Here is a 22721-nt window from a genome sequence, read left to right as displayed (position 1 = left end):
AGAGAGGCAACCCCCATGCGGATCGAGATCACCGGCCTGACGAAGACGTATCGCGGTGGCGTGGCCGCGCTGGACGGTCTCGACCTGGTCGTGCCCACCGGCATGTTCGGCCTGCTCGGGGCGAACGGCGCCGGCAAGACCACGCTGATGCGCATCCTCGCCGGTGTCGCCCGGCCGTCGTCCGGGCGGGTCGTCGTGGGCGGGCACGACCTCGCCACGGCCGCCGGGCGCACCGCCGTGCAGCGCGAGCTCGGATACCTGCCCCAGGACCTGGGCGTCTATCCCGACCTGACGGCACGGCAGTTCCTGGACTACGTGGCACTGCTCAAGGGCATGGACGACCGGGCGATTCGCCGCCGTCGCGTGGGGGAACTGCTCGAAGTGGTCGCGCTGACCTCGCACGCGGACCGCCGCCTGCGCGGGTTCTCCGGCGGGATGCGGCAGCGGGTCGGCATCGCACAGGCGCTGCTCGCCGACCCGCAACTGCTGATAGTCGACGAGCCGACCGCGGGCCTGGACCCGGAGGAGCGGATCCGGTTCCGTACGCTGCTCTCTCAGTTCGCCGGCCGCCGGACCGTCCTGCTGAGCACACACATCGTGGACGACATCGCGCAGACGTGCCGCGAGGTGGCGGTCCTCTCCGGTGGGCGGCTCATCTTCCGCGGCACCGTCGACGAGCTGACCCGCCGCGCCGAGGGCCGTGTCTGGTCGGTCGTCACCGACGGCCCGGCACCGGCCGAGGGCACGGTCGTCTCCGCGCTGCCGCACGAGAACGGCATGCGCTACCGGATCGTCGCGCCCGCCGCGCCGAGCCCCGGCGCCCGCCCGGTGGAGCCCGGCCTGGAGGACGGCTACCTGGCCGCCGTCGCCGGAACGGGCATGGAACGGGATGGAACACCTACCGGGTGACGCCGCTCGCGGGGCGGCGAGAACTCGGGAGGTAACACATGCACGCGACAGTTCGATGGGCGACCGCCGTGGCCGTGGGCGTGGCCTCGGTGACGGTGGTCGCGGCGACACCGGCCGCCGCGCAGCGTTTCGTCATGCGGGACTTCGGCATCGAGCAGGGCTGGGACAGCACCCGGCACGTGCGGGCCGTCGCTGACGTCACCGGCGACGGGCGCGCCGACGTCGTCGGATTCTTCTTCACCGGGGTGCACACGGCGGTCGCCGTCGGCGACGGGACGTTCGCGGCACCCCGGCAGGTCAGCAACGACTTCGCGATCACGACCGGATGGCGGGTGGACGGCCACGACCGCGTGGTCACCGACATCACCGGTGACGGGCGCGCGGACATCGTGGGCATCCGCGAGAACGGCGTCTTCACGGCCGTCTCCACCGGCGGCGGCGCGTTCGGCCCGATCACTCAGGTGTCGACCGCGTTCACCACCTCGGCGTGCGCGATCCGCAAGGTGGCGGACGCCGACGGCGACGGCCGCAGCGACCTGTTCTGCATCCGCGACCGGCGGATCGAGGTCGCGCTCGCCCGCGGTGACGGCCGGTTCGGCACACCGATCTTCGTGTCCGGCGTGTTCCCGGTGCGGGACGGCCTGGGCTTCACGACGGAGTTCACGATCGCGGACTTCTCCGGTGACGGGCGCGCGGACATCCTGGGTGCGATCAGCAGCACACAGGGCTCGCCGAACACGTTCCTCACGCTCCGGGCGTCGGGTGCCGGACTGTACGACGCCGAGGAGTTCGGCGGCGGGATCTGGCCACGGTCGGGCGGCACGGTGGCACCGAGCCTGGTCACGGACGTCAGCGGGGACGGCTTCGCGGACCTGATCTTCTTCAACGACTTCACCTATGTCGCGCGCGGCCGTGGTGACGGTACGTTCGCGAACTACGTGCTCGCACTCAGCGACCTCGGGTTCGTCAACAAGTGGTTCGACGCCCGGCACCTGCGGATGGCGGCGGACCTCAACGGTGACGGCCGCAGCGACCTCGTCGGATTCGGCGACCCGGGCGTGTTCACGCTTCTGGGCCGTACCAACGGCGGGTTCGAGACGATGCGGCTGGCGAGCCCGGAGTTCGGCGCGTCGCGGCAGTGGAAGGTCGTCGAGAACCCCCGCTTCCTCGCGGACATCACGGGGGACGGGCGGCCGGACATCGTGGGCTTCGGTGACCAGGGCATCTGGACCGGGGTCAACCAGAACGGCGTGTTCGTCTAGACACCGTGTTCTGGAGTCGTGGCGGCGGTGGCGGCTTGTACTAGGGCGCGTAGTCGTCGCCGGCGATCAGCAGAGCCGCCGCGCGCTGCCGCCGCCTGCCCTGCCGCTGCCCGCTCTGCCGCCGCCCGCGGGACTCGCCATGGACCCTGGCGCGCGGCCCGCCAACCCCGGAACACGGGATCGCGGAAACTCACTGCGGCGCTGGTGACAGTGAGTTTCCGCGCTGTGGCGAACACCCGTGGCGCTGGGCCGCAAACCGGATCTCGTGGGACCGCCGAGCTGGCGGATGGGGCCTGAAGACGTCTCGGAGGTGGGAACTAGAGGCCGGCGGGCTGGTACCAGCAGCGGGCGCCGGTGTGGACGGCGGCGGAGAGGTGTTCGCCGATGACGGGGTCGGCGCGGCGGATCTGGGCCGTGGCACGACGGATGGCCCGGCCCACGGCCAGGCGCGCGCGTTCCCCGTCGTCGGTGAACGGGCGGCGCCGCCCGGCGAGGCCGGTCGCGGTACCCAGTTCGGTCAGCAGCCACCGCCGCTCGGCTTCCAGGGTGGCGGCGGCCTCGTGGTTGCCGCGCCGTCCGGCCTCGTCGATCTCGGCGGGCAGGGTGGCGAGCCGGGCGCGGTAACGCCGGAGCGCGCTCTCGTCCAGCAGCGGCTGGGCGGAGGTGGGCCGGGGCGGGGCGACGGCGCCCACTCCGGCGACCAGGTCCGTGGCGGGGATCTCGGTGCCGGGGTTGGCGGTGAGGACGGCCAGGTGCAGCAGGCCGACCATGTGGTCGACGAGGACCGCGCGGTGTCCGAGTTCGATCCGCCAGCGGCGGCCCTCGCGGGAGCAGACGGCCCTGCCACCCGCCGCCGAACCCGCGGCACCTGCGGCAGCGGCAGCGCCGGCACCTGCGGCAGCGCCGGCACCTGCGGCAGCGGCAGCGCCGGCACCCGCGGCAGGGCCGGCACTCGCGCCGGCGCCGGGACCCGCGGCAGTGCCGGCACCTACGGGAGCGCCGGCACCTGCGGCAGTGCCGGCACCTGCGGCAGCGCCGGCACCTGCGGCAGCGCCGGCACCTGCGGCGGCTGTGGTGTTGCCCTGGGTGGTTGCGGCGTGCTGGGAGGTGGGGTCAGTCCGGGTGGCCGCGGCGCGCTGGGACAGGGCGGCTGCCGCGTCACCCGGGGCGCCGCGCAGGGTGAGGGCCTCGGCGAGGCGGTGGCGGGACGCGTGGACGGCGGGCCAGTGGGCGAGGGCCAGGTTGCGGTGGACCGCCTCGCGCAGGTGTGTCACGGCGAGATCGGCGTCGCCCATGGTCAGCGCGGCCACGCCGAGGGCGTGTTCGGTGGAACCGAAGCAGGCTACGGCGAGGCTGGCCATCATCGGCAGGTGGGCGAAGGGGCGCAGCAGCTCGTGGGCACGTGCGGCGGCGGGGCGGTTGCCGAGGAGGTTCGCGGCTTCGACGAAGGCGTACATCATGACCAGCCAGCTCGATGAGTGCGGCAGGCGCTCCAGGCCGGGTCCGCGCAGGGCGGCCATGGCGTTCTCGGCCGCGCGGTGGTCGCCGGCCGTTGCCGCGGCGGCCGCGCGGGCGCCGAGGATCGAGTTGTCGATCGGGCTGAGGGTGGGGGAGTTCAGCATCTCGGTGAGCACCGGCAGCAGTTCCGGCAGGCGGCCCTGGTACCAGCGTATCGCCACCAGCTGGGCGGCGTACCAGGCCGGGGCGTCGGCGTCGCCGGCCTTCAGACCGGTTTCGTAGCACTGCTTCGCCAGGTGCTCGGCGTCGGTGAGGCGGCCGGCGCGGACGGCCAGCATGACGTCGACGGCCTCGACCACGAAACCGGCGGCCAGGTGCGGGCACTCGGCCAGCAGCTCGCGCAGTTCGGTCAGGCGCCGGCCGGCGTGCCGGTCGCCGGCCAGGAACAGGTCGACGACCTGCCACAGCAGGCCCATCGTCACGGCGCCGGGGGAGCCGGTGCGGGCCGCCTCCCCGATCAGTTCGCTCGCCAGGCGGCGGCGGGCGGCGTCGTGCTCGGGACCGAGCAGGCAGTGGTGGGCGATGCTCAGGGCCTCGTGCCGGGCGGTGTGGTCGGGGGAGGTGCGTGCCTCGGCGAGCAGCGCCAGGATCGAGTCCGGGCGGCCGGAGCGGTAGGCGGACTCGCCGACTGTGCGGACACGCAACCGCAGCGCCAGGTCGGGGTGGCTGGTGGGGGCGAGCAGGGCGCTCACGTGGGCCAGGCGGGCTTCGAACAGGCCGGCGGCCACGGCGGTACGGTGCTCGTGCACCCAGATGCCGCCCGCGCCGAGCACCGCGCGGGCCATCGCGGGCACATCGCCGTCCCGCTCAGCCCGTGTGTAGGACGCGTCGAACCAGCGGCGCGCGTTCGTCAGGTCGCCCTCGTGCTCCAGGGCCCAGGAGCCGCACTCCCACAGCGACTCCGCCGACTCGTCCTCCGCGGCCACGTCTCCCCCTTCGTGGCTGCCGGCCTCCCGCTCTGTCGATCCTGACCGCTGAGCGGGCGGCCGCCGACCGAACGTCGGCTTCCGGACTCAGCCCGAGCCGGCGAGGGCTCTCACGTGGCGTCCCAGTCCAGGCCGTCGACCACCCATCCGCCGTCGGGCGCGACCAGCCGCAGGGTGAGCATTCCGGAGTCCATCGCGATGCCCACGTCGGTCTGTGTCTCGGTCACCGGGTACAGGCTCGGGCGTCCGGTCACGCGCTCGGCCGGCACGGTGGCCGGATCCACGCCCGTGAGCTGCTCGGTGAGCGCGGCGGTGGCGTTGGGGCTCAACCGGCTCAGCCACTGCTTGGCGGTGATGTCCCGGTGGTTCACCCACGCCGCGGCGAACGCGTAGGCGACGGCCTCCGGCTGCGCACGCCCCGGCGCGGTGCGAAGCGTCGGCGGCACGGTGCTGGGCGGGACGGTGCTGGGCTGGAGGCTGCTGGGCGGGACGCTGCCGGGCGGTGCGGCGCTTGTCCGGGTGCTGGGCGCGGCATGGGGTTGGCCCTGCGAGGCCCACCATTGCGGACCAGCCGTGAACAGCGCCGCAGCAGCCACGACGACCGTCGCCCCCACCGCGACCGCCACGCGCGAACGGCGAGAGGGCGCCCGATCCGGAGCCGGCGCCACGAGGTCCATGGTGGTCTCCGCGTCCGGGGAGCGGTGCCGGCCGGCCGTGGCGTTCTCGCGGCGCAGCTCCAGGGTCACGGTCAGGGCGACGAGCGCGCAGAACGCCAGCGTGAGCCAGACCCGCCAGCCGGGCGTGACGCTGAGCGTGTCGGTCAGCAGGTTGCCGACCAGAGCGGACAGTGCGCCCGACAGCACGAGAACCACCACGTCCGCCCGCGTCCGCACCCGGTCCTCCCACCGACACCCCGCTCGCCCCGCTGGGCAAGGTAGCAGCGGTGCGGTGCCCGGAACGGGTCGGGAAAACGGGTTGGCACAGACTCCACACGGTCGAGACCTGCGGGGACGGTGGACCCTCGATCGGGGGAATCCACTTCGGCGGGCCGCAGGTCAGCGTGGGTGCGCTCCCGGTTGGGACGTCCGCCCGGGTTGCCGGACGGCCTTCCCGGGACAGAATGGCCGTGCTCCCGGCCGAGCGCGACGACCGACTCCGCGAACACACGCCAGCGTGAAGACCGACGCCGCGAACACGCGGCGTGAAGACCGACTCCGCGAACACACGCGGCGTGACGACCGACTCCACGAACACATGCCCGAAGGCAGATGATGTCCAGTTCTCCTCAGGGCGGCCCCGCCGTCCCCACCATCCGGCCGGAGTACTTCCAGAACGCCGTCTCCGGCAACGCCCACGTCGGCGTGCAGATCGGAAAGAACACCGGCACCGTCACCGTCGGAGCACTGCCCGGCGGCGCGGCCGCAACGGAGATCGAGCGGCTCACCGCGGCGATCCGTGAGGCGTTCCAGCGCGGCGAGGTCGACGAGGGCACGCTCATGGACGCCGAGCACGAGATCGGGGTGACGCGGCAGGCGCTGGCGCAGCCCGACGCGGGCCGGGCCGTCCGGGCGATGCGCAGGCTCGGCGGGATGCTCGACGGTGTCGCCGGGCTGGGCGGGCTCGCCGGCGCGGTGATCGCCGCGATCGAGGGCCTGTCCTCGTGAACATGTACCACAACTCCGCCGACGGCGACGCGCACGTCGGGCTGCAGGTCGGCGTGCTGCACGGCAACGCCTACGTCTATCAGGCCGCGCCGGCCGCCCCGCCCGAGCAGAAGCTGCGGGTGGCGATCCACTACCTGCAGGGCGGCTCGCCGGGTGAGGCCCGCCGCCGGCTGCAGGCGCTGGTCGCCGAGGACGGGATGAGCTCGGCCGAGATCGCGTACTACTGGGTGCTGTCGCTGCTCAGCGGGCGGTCGCTGACCGGCCTCGGCGAGAGCGACGTGCGCCTGCTCGACGAGGCGTTCGCGATGGCCGACCGGCATCCGAGCGGGCGCTGGTGGCGGTGCGTGGCGATCCTGCGGATGCTGGTGAACGCGCTGCTCGACGTCGGGCCGGACGGTCAGCCGGCGGCACACGCGCTGAGTGCGGCGCTGCACGAGTACGCGGGCCTGCCGGACAGCGACCGGCAGGACATCGAGCGCCACCTGAGCCACACGCTGTCCGGGATGGCCCAGGACCACGTGGAGGGGCTCAACGCCGAGCACGTGCGGGTCGAGCGGATGGCCTACGAGCGGGCGGTCCGCGTACCCAAGTTCTTCGAACCCGACCCGGTGCCGCCGGTCGCCAAGATCGCCCGTCCGGCCGCCGCCGAGTCGACCTGGCTGCAGCTCGCGGGTGGCGGCGCGATGGTGCTGGCCGGTGCGGCGATGCTGATCCAGGCCGCCGCGGCGACCAGCGTGATCGCCGCCATGGTGGTCTTCGCGCTGCTCGCCGGCGGTGGCTGGGCGGTGATCCGGCACGGTCTGGAGCGGGCGTTCCTGAGCCGGCGCCGGGCCGCGAAGGAGGCCGAGTTCGGTCAGGGCAGCCGGCCGGCGTTCCTCGGGCCCGGCGGCGACTCGCTGCGCCGCGACTTCGCCGGCTCGATCACCGAGATGATCGACGCGGCCTTCTCCGGCCAGCAGCCGCGCGAGCAGCATCTACGGGACGCTTTCTGGCGGGACACGCATGGACTCCGGGTCGCCCTTCAGGGCGACATGATTGATTTGTACGGAGTACGCGGCACCCGCGCCGACGCGGTGCGATGGCTCGTGCACCACCACGCCGACGAGATCGCGTGCCGGTGGCGCGAGGGCACCCTCGACGACTTCCGGCGGCGTCACCAGCCGGGGAGCATGTCACCCGCGCTGCTCGGTGGCCTCGCCGCGCTGGGCGCCGCCGCGGTCGTGGTGCTGCTGACGATGAACGCGCTGACGGTCTGCTCGCTCGTGGTGGCCGGCCCGCTGCTCTTCTTCGGCGGCCGGTACGCGCATCGTGGCGGCATCGCGCTCTACGGCGAGCGCCGCCGGATCGCGCTGGACACCGCCGAGTTCGACGAGCGCCACCGGGGCGAGTGCGCGGCACACGAACGCTGGACCCAGTGGCTGGCCGACCGCCCGACCGACGTCGAGATGGGCCGCTGGCTGAGCCTGGACATCGCGTTCTGGAAGCGCGCGGTGATGGGCGACTACCGGCTCACCAACCGCGACATCCTGGCCCACCTGGCGCTCACCGAGGCGGCACCGCGCAGCCGGCGGGCCCGCGACGTGGGCGGGCCGTTCCGGCACTCCGCGTACACGGTGCTGCTGTTCCTGCTGACCGAGGGCGGGGTGCGGCAGGTGCAGGCCCGCATCGACTTCGCCACCGGTGTCTTCTCCGCGGAGCGGCGCACCACGTTCCGCTACGACGCGATCGGGTCGGTCCAGGTGACCGAGGTGGGCCTGCGGTTCGACGACGGGCGGGAGACGCCGGTGGTCGACGACTACGGCCGCCCGCTGCCCCAGAAGATCGTGACGCGGCAGGCGTTCCAGCTGGCACTGGTGAACGGCCAGACGATCCGGGTCCTGCTCGACGACTTCGGGGACGAGCCGATCGATCACGTACGGGAGAGCGCCGAGCGCCTCGCCGAACTCGCGTCGGACGCGGCCGGGGTGACCAGCGCGCTGCGGATCCTGGAGGCGGTCGCGGCGGACGGGCGGGACTGGATCGCCCTGGAACGGCAGCGGATGTACCGGCGGCTGCCCCGCCAGCAGCGTATGCCCGCGCCGGTGACCTACCCGCAGCTGCCGACGTAGCCGGCGGCTGCGATGCGGCCTTGACCACCCACGATGAACGACGGCCGGGACCACCGACTGGGCGCGTGAGCCGCGCTGCGGCCCGGACCCGGCAGGTGGTCGCGAGTCGTTCCGGAGCGGGACGCGATCTCGCGTACCCTTGCATGGGTTTTATGCCTTAGGTCCGGGAAGATCGGACCGATGAGACCGCGGTGATACGTCAGCAGCGGCTGTTGATCGCGCTGGTTGCGTTGTGCCTCGCGACCGGTGTGCCGATCGTCGTGCTCGCCGGTGGGCCGATGGCGCCCTACACGCAGCTGGTCAGCAGCGCGATGGCGTGCCTTGCCGCGATACCGTGTCTCGCGGCAGCACGCCGCGCCGCCGGAACCGGGCGTCCTGGCTGGGCGTTGCTCGCCGGAGGCAGTCTGAGCTGGGGTCTCGGCAACCTCTATTGGTCCTGGAACGAACTCGTCGCCCACGCCGAGGTGCTGTTCCCCTCGATGGCCGACGTCGGCTACCTGCTGTTCCCGGTGCTCGCGACGGCCGGGCTGTGGCTGATCTCGGGCTGGACGTCGATGGGCTCGCGGCTGACCGTGCTGCTCGACGGCATGGTCGCCGGGTGCGCGCTGTTCGTCGTGGGCTGGGCGCTGACGGTGCGGCAGGTGTGGGAGGCCGGCGCCGACTCGAAGCTGGCGTTCGTGGTGTCGCTGGCCTATCCCGTCAGCGACATCGTGCTGGCGACGGTGGCGGTGCTGCTGGCCGCGCGGACCCGGCGGGGCGGGCGCGGAATCGGCCTGCTGCTGATCATGGGCGTGCTGGGGATGACGGTGGCGGACACGCTGTTCGCCCTGGACACGTCGGCCGGTACGTACGTCACCGGCCAGCCCTCGGACAGCGGCTGGTTCATCGCGTTCGCGTCGCTGGCGGCGGCCGGCTGGCTGGCGTCGCGGCGCCCGATGGCGTTCGACGACAGCGGTGTGATGGCGGTCTGGCAGATCGTGCTGCCGTACGTGCCGTTCGGGCTGGCCGCGACGGTCATCGCCGTGCTGACGGTGGCCGGCGTGCACATCGACGCGGCCGAGGCGGTGCCGCTGATGGCCGGCATGATCCTGATCCTGCTGCGGCAGCTGTCGACGCTGCTGCACAACTCCACGCTCACCCGGCGGCTGCGGCACCAGGCGTACCACGACCCGCTCACCGGGCTGGGCAACCGGGCGCTGTTCACCGAGCGGCTGGACGGGGCGCTGAGCTCGGGGGAGCCGGCGGCGATCCTCTACCTCGACCTCGACGACTTCAAGATGATCAACGACTCGCTCGGGCATGACGCGGGTGACGTGGTGTTGCGTACGGTCGCCGGCCGGCTTCGGGCCTGCTTCGCCGAGCCGGACACCGTTGCGCGGCTGGGCGGGGACGAGTTCGCCGTGCTCACGTCCCGTGTCGACGGGCTGCCCGAGCGGGCGCACCGGCTGCTGACCGGGTTGCACGAGCCGTTCCCGGTGGGCGCGCGGACAGTCCAGGTGCGGGCCAGTGTCGGCATCGCGGTCGCCGACGGGCCGACCCGGTCGGAGGAGCTGCACAAGAACGTCGATCTGGCGATGTACGCGGCAAAGGCGCGGGGGAAGAACGCGTACGCGGTGTTCGAGCCCTCGATGCGGCAGGGCTTCGACCGGGAGCTGCTGCTGCGGGCGTCACTGCAGCAGACCGTGGCCGAAGGTGCGATGGACGTCGCGTTCCAGCCGATCGTCCGGCTCGGCGACCACGCGGTGGTGGGTGTGGAGGCGCTCGCCCGCTGGAACCATCCTTCACTCGGCGTGGTGGCTCCGGAGGTGTTCATCCCGGTCGCCGAGCGTGCGGCGCTCATCGGCGACCTCGGCATGCTGGTGCTGCGGCGGGCCTGCGCGGAGTTCGCGACGTGGCCGGGGAGCCGGGAGGCGTACCTGTCGGTGAACGTCTCGGCGCTCCAGCTGGCCGACCCGCAGTTCCCGGGCCTGGTCGCGGCGGCGCTGGCCGAGGCGCGGCTGCACCCCCGCCAGCTGGTCCTGGAGGTGACCGAGAGCGCGATCGCCGACGAGTCCGAGGTGATCGCCACCCTGGTCCGGCTGCGGGCCGGCGGGGTGCGGATCGCGATCGACGACTTCGGCACGGGCTACGCGTCGCTGCGGCACCTGCACCGGTTCCCGGCGGACATTGTCAAGATCGATCGGACGTACGTGCAGGACATCGCGCGCGACCCGGCGGCGGTGCACATCCTCGGCACGCTGTGGCAGCTGTTCGCCGCCGTCGGGCTGACCGCGGTGGCGGAGGGTGTCGAGGACCCGGCGCAGGCGGAGATGCTGATGGAGCTGGGCTGCTCGGTGGGGCAGGGCTTCCTGTTCGGCTATCCGGGCGCGCTCGACGCGATCTCAGCGCACCACGCGGTAGGTGATGTGCGTGGCCAGGCTCACGGGGCGGACCTTGATCTGCTCGAGTCGCAGTGACGGGACACCCTCGAACAGGCGCTGCCCGGCGCCCAGGGTGACCGCCGTGACGGTGAGCGTCAGCTGGTCGACGAGCCCCGCGGCGAGGAACTGGTTGAGGGTCGCGGCGCCGCCGGCGATGGCGATGGTCCCGTCGCCGGTGGCCGCGCGCGCCTGATCGAGGGCGTCGTGGATGCCGCCGGTGACGAAGTGGAACGTGGTGCCGCCGGCCATCGCCAGGTCCGCACGCGCGTGGTGGGTCAGCACGTAGACGGGCTTGTGATACGGCGGCTCGGGTCCCCACCAGCCCTCCCAGGACAGGTCCCACTCGCCGCGGATCGGGCCGAACATGTTGCGGCCCATGATGAACGCGTCGGCCCCGACCAGCTCGTCGATGATCTCCTTGTTCTCGTCGGGAGTCTCGAACATCCATCGGTGCAGCTGGTCGACCGGGCCGTCACCGAACGGCTTGTCGGCGCTCAGGTTGATCCCGGCGGCGTAGCCGTCGGCGGAGACGGATATCGCGGCGGTTACGAAGGCCATGTCGCTCCCCTGACTGGTGGTGAAAGTGTCGCACCCCGGTCGTAGTCTCCCGGCATGACACTCTCCACGCGCGAGGAGTTCGACAAGGCTGTCGACGAGGCTCGCCGGGCCGCCCAGGCCTACTACGACACCGGCGACGCGCTGATGACCGACGCGGACTACGACGCTCTCGCCGACCGGATCGCGGCCGCCGTCGCGGCGCATCCCGACTGGGACGACCAGGGCATCACGACCGCGGTGGCGGCCGGGGCGTCGGCGGGTGGGGACGTGCGGCACCCGACGGCGATGCTGTCCCTCGACAAGATCAAGACTCCGGAGGAGATCGCGGCGTTCGTGGCGACCCTCGGCGGTGACGGCTGCCTGGTCGAGGTGAAACTGGACGGCCTGGCCATCCGCGCAGAGTACGTGGAGGGCCGCCTCGCCCTGGCCGCGCTGCGCGGCGACGGCACCACCGGCGAGGACGTGACACCGCAGGTCAGACGGGGTGTCGCGGGCCTGCCGGCGTCGCTGGGCACGTCGTGGAGCGGTGAGGTGCGCGGCGAGGTCTACATGACGGTGGGCGACTTCGAGACGGCCAGTGCCAACCGGGTCGAGGCCGGCGGCAAGGCGTTCGTCAATTCGCGCGGAGCGGTCGCGGGGGCGATCCGGGCGATCGACCGGAACTACGAGGCGCCGATGACGTTCGCGGTCTACGAGATCAGCGGGACGTTCGGCAGCCACGTGGCGGCCATGGATCAGGCGGCGGCGCTGGGGTTCCCGCCGGCGAGCACGCTGGTGGCGGACGCGGCGGGCGAGTGCTTCACGGCCGAGGAGGTGATCGCGGCCGTCGAGACCATCGGGGCGCACCGGTCCGACCTGGAGTTCCCGATCGACGGCGCGGTCATCAAGGCGAACGCGGAGGGCACCCGGCGGCGGCTGGGCCTGGCGAGCCGCACGCCGTATTGGGCGGTCGCCTTCAAGTACCCGCCGGACACCGCGTCGACCGTGCTGCGCGACATCGAGGTCCGGGTCGGGCGGACCGGGCGGATCAGCCTGCGGGCGATCATCGACCCGGTCATGGTGGGCGGGACCACGGTCACCAGGGCCACGCTGCACAACCCGCAGTGGGTGTCGGAGCAGGGCCTGGCCATCGGTCAGACGGTCGCGGTGTGGCGGGCCGGTGACGTGATCCCGCGGGTCACCTCACCGATCGGCGAGCAGCCGCACGGTCTGACCCCGTGGGTGGCACCCGAGGTCTGCCCGCAGTGCGGCGAGCCGTGGGACAGGACGAGCCTGCTTTGGCGCTGCCACACCGCGTCCTGCGCCGCCGCCAACGCGCTGGCGTATTGGTGCAGTCGCGACGCCCTCGACGTCGACGGCGCGGGTGACGCGTTCTGCGACGTGCTGGTCGAGCAGGGGATCGCGCGGACCGTGGCCGACCTCTACGACCTCACCGTGGACGGGATCGCCGAGCTGGCGGTGGGCAAGACCGTGGCGGGCGGGACGGTGACGCTGGGCCGCTCCAACGCGGAGCGGATCATCGCGGGGCTCGAGGCGAGCAAGAGGCAGCCCTTCAACCGCGTGGTGACCGGGCTCGGGATCCGGATGACCGGGCGCAGCGTGGGCCGGTGGCTGGCGGCCCGGTTCAAGTCGATGGACGCGCTGCGGGCGGCGACCGTCGAGGAGATCGCGCAGATCGACAAGATGGGCACCATCAAGGCGCAGCACGTGGTGGACGGCCTGGCCGCGATGGGCGACGTGATCGACCGGCTCGCGGCGAGCGGGCTGACGATGCGGGTCGAGGACGACGGCGGCGAGAAACCGCTCGCCGGCAAGACCTATGTGGTGTCGGGCTCGGTGCCGGGCTACACCCGGACGACCGTGAGCGAGCGGATCGAGGCGCTGGGCGGTTCGGCGAGCAGCAGCGTGTCGGCCAAGACCACGGCGCTCGTGACGGCGGAGACCACGACCACCAAGGCGAAAAAGGCGGCGCAGCTGGGCATCCCGGTCATCGGCCCGGAGGAGTTCGCGAAACTGCTGGCGTGACCGATGAGTTCGCGGCGGCCCCGAGGTCTGACCCTCGACGTAACTCCTTCGGAAGGTGACGCGGATGCGCAAGGTCGTGCTCTACTCGCTGCTGTCCATGGACGGCGTCGCGGAACATCCCGATCAGTACATCCTGGATTGGGACGACGCGATGGACGCCCACCTGGCCCGCGTCATCGAGTCGCAGGACGCGGTGCTGCTGGGGCGGGGCAGCTACGACGACTGGGCGCCGTTCTGGCCGACGAGCGAGATCCAGCCTTTCGCCGACTTCATCAACGGCGTCGAGAAGTATGTGTTCACCTCGACGCCGCCGGCCGAGCCGTGGGCGAAGACGACAGTGGTCGGAACCGACGCGGTCGAGTTCGTCCGGGAGCTGAAGACGCAGCCCGGGCGGGACATCGGGCTGCACGCGAGCATCAACCTGAGCCGGTCGCTGCTGACCGCGGGCCTGGTCGACGAGATGCGCCTGGTGATCGCGCCGACGGTGGCGGGGCGGGGACGCCGGCTGTTCCCGGACGCGGCGGAGACGCAGCGGTGGCGGCTGGTCGATGTGGAGGGCACGTCCAGCGGGGCGGTGCTCGCGCACTACTCGGGAAAGCTCGCGCATCTGTCGGGAGAGTGAGATCGGGTGGCTGGGATGGCGCAGATCTCGCTCGGCGTGGCGGATGCGCAGCGGGCGGGGGAGTTCTGGATGCGGGCGCTGGGCTGGGTGCGGCGCCCGCCACGCTGGGACGGCGACGACTGGTTCGTGGTGGAGCCGCCGCCGGGGGGTCGGGGGACGCCCATCGCTCTTGACGTCAGCGAGAGCCCGGCCCCCGAGTTCCCCCGGATCCACCTGGACCTCACGGCCGACGGTGACCTCGCGGCCGAGGTTGCGCGGCTGGTGGGGCTGGGCGCGCAGCGGGTGGACTGGCCGTTCTATCCACCACCCACGCCGGGGGAGAAGCCGTTCGTCGTGCTCGCCGACACCGAGGGAAATCGCTTCTGTGTCGAGGGGTGAGCGGGCAGTCCTGGTGACGGGTTCGTCGGGGTTGGTGGGTTCGGCGGTTGCGGGGGGCTCTCGGCGGGCGGGTGGTCCGTGCGTGGGCGGAGGGGTTCGGCCTCGGGGGTGAGGGTTGCCTCGGTCGCTTGATCGGGTTTATGACTCGGGGGCGGCGGTGCGGGCGCTGGGTTGTCGGCCCAGCTTCGGGACACTCGACGCCCTCTCAGCGGCTTGGGCCGTGCCGCGCCTTGAGGTCCGTGCCGCGCGTCGGTCCGCGTCGCGCTGTGCCTGTCCACGTGCTGCGGGCCGCGCCTGGCTTTCCGCGCCGGGCGTCGTGGATCCTTCTGCCGCGTGTGGGCTCTCGGGCGCCGCTGTGGCTGACCTGGCCACCCTCCGCCACCCAGGTGAGGTGGACCGGCGCCAGCCGACGGGTCGGCTGCCGGGGCAGCCGGCGTTGTGCCGGCCGAGCGGTCCGGGGGTGTGAGGTGCGCGGCCGGGCGCTTGTCAGGACGGCACCTGCCGACTAAACGCTGGTCGCGAAATCCGCCGGCGCACCGACGTTCCGCGATCACTGGGGTAACCGTCGTCGGTATGGGGGTCCGAGCAGCGCGTGGGCGGCGCGCTGCTCGGATGCGGCTCGGCGGCGTCGTGCCCGGCCAGCGTGCTGCAGGCGGTTGCCATCGCCATGAGCAGGGCGGTTGGCGTCATCGGCACCTGCGGTGATCTCACGCCGCGTGTGATAAGTGATCACCGCCCGGCGCTTGATTGCCTGAGCCGGTGGAGGAGCCGATACGACCGGAGCGCCTTTGACAAACGCGGGCCGATCGGATGGAGGGCACACGCTCGTCGGCCCGGACAGGCGGATCGAATGGTGGCGAGATCGGCCCGGGCCACTCGGTCGGCCAGGGTTGCCGGCAATCTCCGACGATAATTTTTCACGGGCCGGTCAATGTCGTGGTCCCGAATTTCCGGATCAACGGGACTGGGCAATCAGCACGGCACCTCGGGATCCAAAATAGGTGCGGCGAGGGCTGGACTCGCGGTCGTCATAACCGTGACCGAAGTCGAGCCAGTGTCGAATGCCACGGCGATACTGATCCTGCTGATATTGATTGTACCAATCCCCGGTTAATTGCTCGGCTGTGGGATGCGTCGATCAGTCGCGGGAGCTCTCCCTGGGATGGTCAGCCGCACAAGCGGCGCTGTAAGCTGCCCTGCAGCCCCTTTCCGTCCACGGGCCGAGCCCGGGGGCCTGAGAGGCGACGAATTCCTTCAGCGACTCACAATTGGTCACTCCCCGGGATTCACAGGCGGCCCGGTCGCGGTCAATCTGAGCCTGCTGGTCCCGCTCGTGCCGGCTCTGACTTTCTGCAGACTCACGGGCGCCCTGGATGCGATCCGGGTCGTCGGGATCATAAGCCGGTGCGGCGAAAGATGGACTCGCCGTCGTTAGCACCGCGACTGAAGTCGAGCCAGTGCCGACCGCGATGGCGAAACCTGCCGCTACAGCCAATTTGCGAACATTCACTCTGATCATCCCCCGATCGATTGCTCCGCCGCGGTAACAGCGGAGGTCCATAACGAGAGTACGCACGGTAATTGCACGGCTACTCGGGGTTCAGACTGCAAGAGCCGTCGTCAACCCGACAGTTTGCTGGCGTAGCGCTTGAGATGTGGCGCCTGAAGAGCAGGAATCCGCCGCCCGGTACAGGGTTGTCGGGATCATCCCGAACCCGACGCGATCATGCCCGCTTCGCCGGCACTGCTCATGACTGGTCACCTCTCAGGGAAGAAACAGTGGGAATGCAGTCAATCCAGACCAACCACCGAGGTGCGAGCGCATCGGCTGGCCAGAAACGGGCACGCCTGACGCGAGCGCGGATGATCCGGCGAGGTCATCAAGGTGATGGTTGCCCAGGTGATCTGAGCCTTGAAGTGTTCGGGGACAGGTGCCTCTGCCGGCCGTCGATCAGCTTTCGCACCGGCTTCTCCGCCGGGGCCAGAGCCGCACCGGACGGTTGCGGTGCCGGCGACAGCCGGCCCCGAGCGCACCCTGACCCGATCGTGGGTGGCGAGACAGGCACTCAGCCCGCGGTGAGCAGGGCCCGGACTCCCGCCGCATAGGCTTCCGGGTTGAAGTCCTTGAGCAGTAGGTGCTGCAGGACGTAGCCCTGCGCCAAGCTCAGCATCGCCCCGCCCACATCCTCGGGATTCACGGCCTCCGGGAGGTTGCCGGCCGCCTGCCACCGGCGGGCCACCTCGGCGCAGTGGGCGCGCAGGCGCCGCAATGTGTGGTCGGCGCGGGCCGAGACCTCGGGGTTGCGCAGAGCCTCCGCCCACACCTGTACCGCGATCCGGCTGATGTCGACGCCCGTCTCGGAGTCCTTCATGAGGCGTTCGGAGACCGACGTGATCATCGTGACGACGGCGTCGGCGGGGGAGGGGGTGGCGCCGCCGGCGAGGAGTTTGCCGAAGACCTCGTCGGCGGTGGAGAGTGCCAGGTCGGCCACGGAGCCGATCAGCTCTTCCTTGCTGCGGAAGTACCGGTACACCGCGCCGGCGGACAGCTGCGACTCGGTGATGATGTCGGCCATCGAGGTGGCGTGGAAGCCGTTGGCGGCGAAGAGCCGGGCGGCCGCGGAGAGGATCTCGGCGCGGCGCCCGGCCAGGTACTCGGGGCTGACGCGTGGCATGGAGCCGACAGTAAAGCGAACGCTCGTTCTTGACAACCGGCCACGCCCGCGCGCAGACTCGGTAAAGCGAACAACCGTTCTTTTAAGGAGTCGTCATGGCCACGAGCGCAGCCGGCACCGAGCCGTCGCCCTGGGCGGTGGTGGCCGGATCGGTCGCCCTGCTCACCGTTCTCATCAGTGTTCTGCTGACCGCCTTCGCGTGGCCGTCCGTGCGGTCCTCGGTCCACGACGTGCCGATCGCCGTCGCCGGGCCGGCCCCGGCAGCGGCGCAGGTGACCGCGACGCTGGGGCAGCGCCTGCCGGACGGGTTCGACGTGACGGTCGTGGCTGACACGGCCGCTGCCGAGGCGCTGATCCGGGACCGCGAGGTCTACGGCGCGATCGACCTCACGAACGGCACACCGCAGGTCATCACCGCCTCGGCCGCCAGCCCGGTGGTCGCGCAGACCCTGCAGGGCATCGCCGCCGCCATGGCACAGGGCGAGACCGGCAGTGCGCCGGCGGTCCGGGACATCGTCGCGCTGCCCGCCGACGACCCGCGCGGCGCCGGGCTGGCCGCGGGTGCGCTCCCGCTGGTCCTCGGCGGGATGCTCGCGGCCGTCGTGCTGACCACTCGGGTGCGCGGCATCGCCCGCCGCGTCGTCGGTGCGCTCGCGTTCGCGGTCACCGGCGGGCTCGCGATGGCGGCAATCCTGCAGTTCTGGCTCGGCTCGATCGACGGCTCCTACCTGGCGAACGCGGGTGCGATCGCCCTGACCATCGTCGCCACGTCACTAACGCTGGTCGGCCTGGAGTCGCTGCTCGGGATGGCCGGGTTCGGCCTCGGCGCGGCGACGATGATGCTGCTGGGCAACCCGCTCTCGGGCATGACCACCGCACCGCAGATGCTGCCGGGCTGGTCGGGCGCCCTGGGTCAGGCCCTCCCGCCGGGCGCGGGCGGCTCGCTGCTGCGCTCGACCGCGTTCTTCGACGGCAGCGGCGCCACGCACTCGCTCATCGTGCTGGCAGTGTGGTTCGTGGTCGGCCTCGCCCTGACCGTCGCCGGCGGCCTGAAGGCGCGGCGCCAGGTGGGTGCACCGGCCGCCGGGGCACCCGCGCAGCCCGCGGTGCCGGCAAGCGTCTGACAATCATCCCGCGCTGCGCCAAGCCGTCGGCGTCATGCCATGGTCGATGCGGAAGCGGCGGATGAAGTACCCGGGATCCGGGTAACCCACCCGCCGCGCCACCGCCGCCACCGTCAGATCCGTCTCCGCCAGCAACCGCCGGGCCTGCTGCATCCGCCGCTGCGTCAGCCACTGCTGCACCGTCCGCCCGGTCTTGCGCCGCACCACCGTCGTGAGATGACCCGGCGACAGCGCTACCTCCGCCGCGATGTCCGCCAGCGACACCGGCTCCTGGTACCGCCGCTCCATCACCTCGAACACCGCGGCCAGCACCGGCTCGTCCGACGCCCGCAGCGCGTCCACCACGTCGGCGGTCAGCCGGGACACCGCCACGAGCAGCAGGGTCAGGTGGGCGAGCGCGGCCTCCCGATACCCGTCGTGCCGATCGCGCAACTCGACATCGAGGGCGGCGAAGCGGCTCAACCAGCGGGACCGTTCCGGCTCCGGCACGTGCAGGCGCTGCGCGCGGTCGGCGCCGCGGGCGAAGGGGAAGAGGAGAGGGTGGCTGCGCCACGACGGGTACGCCTCCGCCGCCCGGATCACGTCGGCCGGGAACCACACCGCCCAGCCGTCGCGGACCGCCACGCCGTCCGGGCCGGTGAAGCGCACCACCTGGCCCGGCGCGATCACGAACAGGTCGCCGTCGTTGACCGTCCACGTCCGCCCGTCCAGCTCGACCCGGCTGTCGGCGCGGTGGGCGTAGAACACCACCAGGAACTCGTGCGCGTGCGCGCGGGTCACGGCGGGCTGGTCGCCACGCATGCGGGCGGCGACGACGGGCGGCGCCCCGGGCCGGCGGTCGAAGCCGACCACGCCCGAATTTTGTCCTACCGGAACCACAAATGCGCCATGGTGACCTTCTGGATGCCCCACGATGCTCATCGTATGACCGAAACAAAGTCCCACGACTACCTGCCCGCGATGGGCAAATCATGGCTGCTCTTCCTCTACGAGCCGCTGACCCGCCTCTGGGGCGTCCCGAAGGTGCGCGCCGAACTGCTCGACCGCGCGAACATCGAGCCGGGACACCGGGTGCTTGAGATCGGCTGCGGACCGGGAGACCTCCTCCTGGCTCAGGCCGCGCGCGCGTCCGGCGTACATCTCATGGGTATTGACCCGGATCCGGCCGCGTTGCGCCGCGCAAAGCGCAAGGCCCGCCGTGCGCGCGCCGAGATCAAATTCGAGCGAGCGTACGCGAGAAGCCTCCCCGTCCCCGACCGCAGCGTCGACCGGGTGCTCTCCTCGCTGATGATCCACCACCTCGACCCGGCGGAGACCGCGAGCGCTGTGGCCGAGATCCGGCGCGTGCTGCGACCCGGCGGCGAGGTGCACATTCTCGACATCGCCGGTCTGCCCGAGGGGCACCGGGCCGGCCGCAAACACCCGTATCTGGTCGGTGACCTGCCCGGACGCGTGCTCGCGGCGCTGCGCGACGGCGGGCTCACCGACGTGGCCGAGAACGGGCGCGGGCATGCCCGGTTCGGCGACTACGTGCTGTACCGCGCGCGTGCCTGAACATCGATAAGCTTCCCCGATGTTCGTCAGTTACTGTCAGTACGAGGTGTTCACCACCCGGTTCATCGGCAGTCGCCTGGACATCTACACCGTCGGTGACGACCTGGTGCATCCCGGCGGGCCGTCCGTGTGCACCGCGTTCACCGGCGTGCACACCGGCGACATCGAGATCGACGTCGTGGTGCACGACGGGCCGCCGCCCGACCCCGACCGGGACGAGTGGGACGCGGCCAGCGAGACGACACTGTGGTCACCGGACGGCCGGCTCTTCGTGATGGGGCTGATGGGCGAACGGTCGCACGACGTCACGTCGCGCCCCGGCCTGGTGCGCGTGCGGGTGCTCGCCCGTGACCGGATCCACGAGTCGGTGCGCACCGACGACGACCCGCCCGAGCAGCACGAGGTGCACATCTGGCCGGTCGACGAGGAGACCGGGCTGCGGACGATCTTCGAGGACGGGAGCCGTGGCGGCTGGGTCACGAAACCGGGCAAGGCGGCGGAATGGGCGATGACCGGCCTGGTCACGCGGCAGCGCGAGGCCGGGCCGGATCTCGCCTCGGCGCCGCGCGTGTCCGTCGTCCGTCCCGCTGTGATCGAGCTCGGCGACCGGGTCCTGCCGGCCGGCGATCTGGAGATCCACGTGCGGGCGGTCGCCGAGGACGAGTGGACCTGGGAGTGGCGCCGCGCGCCGGAACCCATCTTCCCGGACCCGCTGATCGAGCTCCCGGACGACCGTCCCACGACGATCCGGCTACAGCGCGACACCGACGGCGAGCTGACCCTCCGTCACGAGAACGTCCCCGGCCCGCACGCCGTCACTCTCGGTCTCATCTGGGACCACCTGCTCGACGACCCGGCCCGCCCGGCCTGGGAGGCGCCGCTGATCGCCGAGGCCGCGAAGGCCACCGCGCTCGCCGAGGACTACCGCCGGCGCAACGAGGAGAGGCTGGCGCGGATGTGGAGCGGACCGCCGCCCAGCCAGCGGGTCCGTTCGCTGGTCGCCCGGGCGCGCCCGCTCGCCAAACTCGACCGCCGCCTGCTGGACCGGCTCGCCGACCTGCCGCCGGAGCGGCAGCGCGAGATCGCGTACTGGTCCGCCCGCCGCGCCGTCCACATCGCCGGCCTCGACCGGATCGAGTGGATCACCGAGGCGCTCGACGCCGACGAGATGCCGCTGACCGATTTTCACGCCGCCTTCAACCGCCTCCTCGCCGACCCCCGCCTCCCTCCGGCCACGGTCGCCATCCCCGGAGGCCCGTCGAACATGCTCCAGGCGGCGGCCGCGTTCCCGGCCGTGCTGGCCCTCGCCAACGCCGATCCCCTCGCGGCTGCGGTGGACGCGACCTACACCGCCGCGATCTCGCACGGGGCGGACTACCCGGCTTTCCTCGCCGAGGTGGCCACGCTGTTCTAGTCTGCGACGATCCGGGAGGTCGAATGTTCGACAGCGAGCGTGGCGCGCGGACCAGCGCCGGGATGCGTGACTTCTACGTCGGGCAGGGGCCGGGCCTCGATCCGCTCACCCTCTTCCGGCGCATGGCCGCCGACGTGCCGGCTTACGCCGCCTTTCTCGCCGAGAACGGCATCCAGGCCGAGGCGGTCCGCTCACTCTCCGAGATCCCTCTCACCACAAAGATCAACTACCATTCACCGTACGGGCTTGAGCACCGCTGCTGGCACGGCTCCCTGAACGGCTGCGACATGGTGGCCGTCTCGTCGGGGTCGTCGGGCCGCCCGACCGTCTGGCCCCGCTCGGTGCTCGACGAGCGAGCCGTCGCCGCCCGTTTCGAACAGGTCTTCGCCGGCGGTTTCCAGGCCGCCACCCGCAGCACTCTCGCCGTGGTCTGTTTCGCGCTCGGCAACTGGGTCGGCGGCATGTACACGACGGCCGCCTGCCGCCACCTCGCCGCCAAGGGCTACCCGATCACGGTGGCCGCGCCCGGCAACGACATCGCCGAGATCCTGCGCGTCGTGTCGGAACTCGGCCCGCTCTTCGACCAGGTCGTCCTCCTCGGCTACCCGCCGTTCGTGAAGAACGTGATCGACGCCGGTTCCGGCTGGGAGGCGTACCGCATCAAACTCGTCCTCGCCGGCGAGGTCTTCAGCGAGGCATGGCGCGACCTGGTCAGCGCCCGCGCCGCAATCGCCGACCCGGTGACCGATGTCGCCTCCCTCTACGGAACCGCCGACGCCGGCGTACTCGGCAACGAAACCCCACTGAGCGCCCGGATCCGCCGCTTCCTGGCCGACCAACCCGCGATTGCCACCCCACTGTTCGGCGACGCCCGCCTGCCCACCCTCGTCCAGTACGACCCGGCCTCCCGTTTCTTCGAGGACGTAGACGGCACCCTGGCCTTCACCGCCGACGGCGCACTACCCCTGATGCGCTACCACATCGCCGACGAGGGCGGCCTGATCAGCCACTCGTCGATGCTCGACCTGTGCCGCGCACACGGTTTCGACCCGGGGGAGGGGCCGGACCTGCCGTTCGTCTACGTCTTCGGGCGCTCGCTGTTCACGGTGTCGTTCTTCGGCGCCAATGTGTACCCGGAGAACGTGACCGTGGGCCTCGAGCGCCCTCACGTGGCAGGCTTGGTCACCGGCAAGTTCGTGGTGAGCAGCGTGGAGGACGCCGACCGTGACCGGCGGCTGTCGGTGGTCGTGGAACTGGCACCCGGCGTGGAGGGGTCACCGTCCCTGGCCGCGACGATCGGGGAGTCGATCCGCGCCGAGCTGGTGCGGCTGAACAGCGAGTTCGCCCACTACGTGCCGCCGGACTATCAGGTGCCGCTGGTGACACTGCGCCCCGCGGGAGATCCAGAGCACTTCCCGCCCGGCGTGAAGCACCGCTACACACGCGCCTGACCCCTCCCCGCGTGTGGATTTCCGCCCCGCTCCACACCCGTACTCCACACGCCGTTTCTCGCGCGTTGACGTGTGTGGATTTCGGCCCCGCTGCGCACCCGTACTCCACACGC

The 22721-nt window shown here is 71.8% G+C and carries 17 protein-coding genes; 12 read left to right on the top strand and 5 right to left on the bottom strand.

Annotated elements, in window-relative coordinates; translation table 11 throughout:
- Positions 1 to 15 precede the first annotated feature (15 nt).
- Positions 16 to 909: an ABC transporter ATP-binding protein gene (locus AB0M02_RS27850; RefSeq protein ID WP_364231798.1), complete on the top strand. Its 894-nt coding sequence runs from the start codon at positions 16 to 18 to the stop codon at positions 907 to 909.
- 38 nt (positions 910 to 947) lie between these two features.
- Positions 948 to 2171: a VCBS repeat-containing protein gene (locus AB0M02_RS27845; RefSeq protein WP_364231795.1), complete on the top strand. Its 1224-nt coding sequence runs from the start codon at positions 948 to 950 to the stop codon at positions 2169 to 2171.
- Positions 2172 to 2488: 317 nt separating this feature from the next.
- On the opposite strand, the gene AB0M02_RS27840 is transcribed toward AB0M02_RS27845, so the two are convergent.
- The gene (locus AB0M02_RS27840; RefSeq protein ID WP_364231793.1) at positions 2489 to 4615 is read right to left on the bottom strand and encodes a hypothetical protein; all 2127 of its coding nucleotides are present in this window, start codon (positions 4613 to 4615) and stop codon (positions 2489 to 2491) included.
- A gap of 110 nt (positions 4616 to 4725) precedes the next feature.
- Entirely contained in the window at positions 4726 to 5508 is a 783-nt protein-coding gene (locus AB0M02_RS27835) for a hypothetical protein (RefSeq protein WP_364231791.1), read from the bottom strand.
- 378 nt (positions 5509 to 5886) lie between these two features.
- On the opposite strand from AB0M02_RS27835, the gene AB0M02_RS27830 reads away from it, so the two are divergent.
- The 3 genes from AB0M02_RS27830 (at position 5887) to AB0M02_RS27820 (ending at position 10843) form a co-directional block, all read left to right on the top strand.
- The gene (locus tag AB0M02_RS27830; RefSeq protein ID WP_364231788.1) at positions 5887 to 6279 is read left to right on the top strand and encodes a hypothetical protein; all 393 of its coding nucleotides are present in this window, start codon (positions 5887 to 5889) and stop codon (positions 6277 to 6279) included.
- A gap of 2 nt (positions 6280 to 6281) precedes the next feature.
- A complete protein-coding gene (locus tag AB0M02_RS27825; protein WP_364231787.1) occupies positions 6282 to 8387 on the top strand; it encodes a hypothetical protein in 2106 nt (701 codons plus the stop codon).
- A gap of 191 nt (positions 8388 to 8578) precedes the next feature.
- Positions 8579 to 10843: an EAL domain-containing protein gene (locus tag AB0M02_RS27820; protein ID WP_364231786.1), complete on the top strand. Its 2265-nt coding sequence runs from the start codon at positions 8579 to 8581 to the stop codon at positions 10841 to 10843.
- Here the strand turns inward: AB0M02_RS27820 and AB0M02_RS27815 are convergent.
- A complete protein-coding gene (locus AB0M02_RS27815; protein WP_364231783.1) occupies positions 10769 to 11365 on the bottom strand; it encodes a dihydrofolate reductase family protein in 597 nt (198 codons plus the stop codon). The two genes, AB0M02_RS27820 and AB0M02_RS27815, sit on opposite strands and share 75 nt — an antisense overlap.
- A gap of 54 nt (positions 11366 to 11419) precedes the next feature.
- On the opposite strand from AB0M02_RS27815, the gene ligA reads away from it, so the two are divergent.
- The 3 genes from ligA to AB0M02_RS27800 all read left to right on the top strand — a co-directional run bounded on the left by ligA (position 11420) and on the right by AB0M02_RS27800 (position 14390).
- Positions 11420 to 13390 carry an NAD-dependent DNA ligase LigA gene (gene ligA, locus AB0M02_RS27810; RefSeq protein ID WP_364231782.1) on the top strand — a complete coding sequence of 657 codons (1971 nt, stop codon included), beginning with the start codon at positions 11420 to 11422 and terminating at the stop codon, positions 13388 to 13390.
- Positions 13391 to 13454: 64 nt separating this feature from the next.
- Complete coding sequence (locus AB0M02_RS27805; protein ID WP_364231780.1) at positions 13455 to 14012, top strand: dihydrofolate reductase family protein; 558 nt, start codon at positions 13455 to 13457, stop codon at positions 14010 to 14012.
- Between the two features lie 15 nt (positions 14013 to 14027).
- Entirely contained in the window at positions 14028 to 14390 is a 363-nt protein-coding gene (locus AB0M02_RS27800; RefSeq protein ID WP_364231777.1) for a VOC family protein, read from the top strand.
- A gap of 2066 nt (positions 14391 to 16456) precedes the next feature.
- Here AB0M02_RS27800 and AB0M02_RS27795 read toward each other — a convergent pair.
- Positions 16457 to 17065, bottom strand: a complete 609-nt coding sequence (locus AB0M02_RS27795; protein ID WP_364231773.1) for a TetR/AcrR family transcriptional regulator — start codon at positions 17063 to 17065, stop codon at positions 16457 to 16459.
- Between the two features lie 95 nt (positions 17066 to 17160).
- On the opposite strand from AB0M02_RS27795, the gene AB0M02_RS27790 reads away from it, so the two are divergent.
- Complete coding sequence (locus AB0M02_RS27790; protein WP_364231770.1) at positions 17161 to 18189, top strand: hypothetical protein; 1029 nt, start codon at positions 17161 to 17163, stop codon at positions 18187 to 18189.
- Positions 18190 to 18192: 3 nt separating this feature from the next.
- On the opposite strand, the gene AB0M02_RS27785 is transcribed toward AB0M02_RS27790, so the two are convergent.
- Positions 18193 to 18990, bottom strand: a complete 798-nt coding sequence (locus AB0M02_RS27785; RefSeq protein ID WP_364232232.1) for an AraC family transcriptional regulator — start codon at positions 18988 to 18990, stop codon at positions 18193 to 18195.
- Positions 18991 to 19113: 123 nt separating this feature from the next.
- Between AB0M02_RS27785 and AB0M02_RS27780 the strand changes: the two genes are divergently transcribed.
- The 3 genes from AB0M02_RS27780 to AB0M02_RS27770 are packed head-to-tail and all read left to right on the top strand — an operon-like array spanning position 19114 to position 22608.
- Entirely contained in the window at positions 19114 to 19743 is a 630-nt protein-coding gene (locus tag AB0M02_RS27780) for a class I SAM-dependent methyltransferase (RefSeq protein WP_364231768.1), read from the top strand.
- A 19-nt stretch (positions 19744 to 19762) separates the two neighbouring features.
- Positions 19763 to 21157: a hypothetical protein gene (locus tag AB0M02_RS27775; protein ID WP_364231766.1), complete on the top strand. Its 1395-nt coding sequence runs from the start codon at positions 19763 to 19765 to the stop codon at positions 21155 to 21157.
- Between the two features lie 23 nt (positions 21158 to 21180).
- Positions 21181 to 22608: a phenylacetate--CoA ligase family protein gene (locus tag AB0M02_RS27770; protein ID WP_364231763.1), complete on the top strand. Its 1428-nt coding sequence runs from the start codon at positions 21181 to 21183 to the stop codon at positions 22606 to 22608.
- Positions 22609 to 22721: the final 113 nt, after the last annotated feature.

Origin of the sequence: Actinoplanes sp. NPDC051861, from assembly GCF_040681145.1 — a bacterium.
GTDB lineage: Bacteria > Actinomycetota > Actinomycetes > Mycobacteriales > Micromonosporaceae > Actinoplanes.
The sequence above is the reverse complement of the archived record's forward strand: the minus strand, read 5'-3'. Positions and strand labels throughout refer to the sequence as shown.

Bases quoted from the DNA above. Each gene is read 5' to 3' on its own strand.
- AB0M02_RS27790 (WP_364231770.1), top strand. From the start codon at position 17,161: ATGGCCACGAGCGCAGCCGGCACCGAGCCGTCGCCCTGGGCGGTGGTG.
- AB0M02_RS27785 (WP_364232232.1), bottom strand. From the start codon at position 18,990: ATGCGTGGCGACCAGCCCGCCGTGACCCGCGCGCACGCGCACGAGTTC.
- AB0M02_RS27830 (WP_364231788.1), top strand. From the start codon at position 5,887: ATGTCCAGTTCTCCTCAGGGCGGCCCCGCCGTCCCCACCATCCGGCCG.
- AB0M02_RS27845 (WP_364231795.1), top strand. From the start codon at position 948: ATGCACGCGACAGTTCGATGGGCGACCGCCGTGGCCGTGGGCGTGGCC.
- AB0M02_RS27795 (WP_364231773.1), bottom strand. From the start codon at position 17,065: ATGCCACGCGTCAGCCCCGAGTACCTGGCCGGGCGCCGCGCCGAGATC.
- AB0M02_RS27815 (WP_364231783.1), bottom strand. From the start codon at position 11,365: ATGGCCTTCGTAACCGCCGCGATATCCGTCTCCGCCGACGGCTACGCC.
- AB0M02_RS27805 (WP_364231780.1), top strand. From the start codon at position 13,455: ATGCGCAAGGTCGTGCTCTACTCGCTGCTGTCCATGGACGGCGTCGCG.
- AB0M02_RS27770 (WP_364231763.1), top strand. From the start codon at position 21,181: ATGTTCGACAGCGAGCGTGGCGCGCGGACCAGCGCCGGGATGCGTGAC.
- ligA (WP_364231782.1), top strand. From the start codon at position 11,420: ATGACACTCTCCACGCGCGAGGAGTTCGACAAGGCTGTCGACGAGGCT.
- AB0M02_RS27775 (WP_364231766.1), top strand. From the start codon at position 19,763: ATGTTCGTCAGTTACTGTCAGTACGAGGTGTTCACCACCCGGTTCATC.
- AB0M02_RS27780 (WP_364231768.1), top strand. From the start codon at position 19,114: ATGACCGAAACAAAGTCCCACGACTACCTGCCCGCGATGGGCAAATCA.
- AB0M02_RS27850 (WP_364231798.1), top strand. From the start codon at position 16: ATGCGGATCGAGATCACCGGCCTGACGAAGACGTATCGCGGTGGCGTG.
- AB0M02_RS27825 (WP_364231787.1), top strand. From the start codon at position 6,282: ATGTACCACAACTCCGCCGACGGCGACGCGCACGTCGGGCTGCAGGTC.
- AB0M02_RS27800 (WP_364231777.1), top strand. From the start codon at position 14,028: ATGGCGCAGATCTCGCTCGGCGTGGCGGATGCGCAGCGGGCGGGGGAG.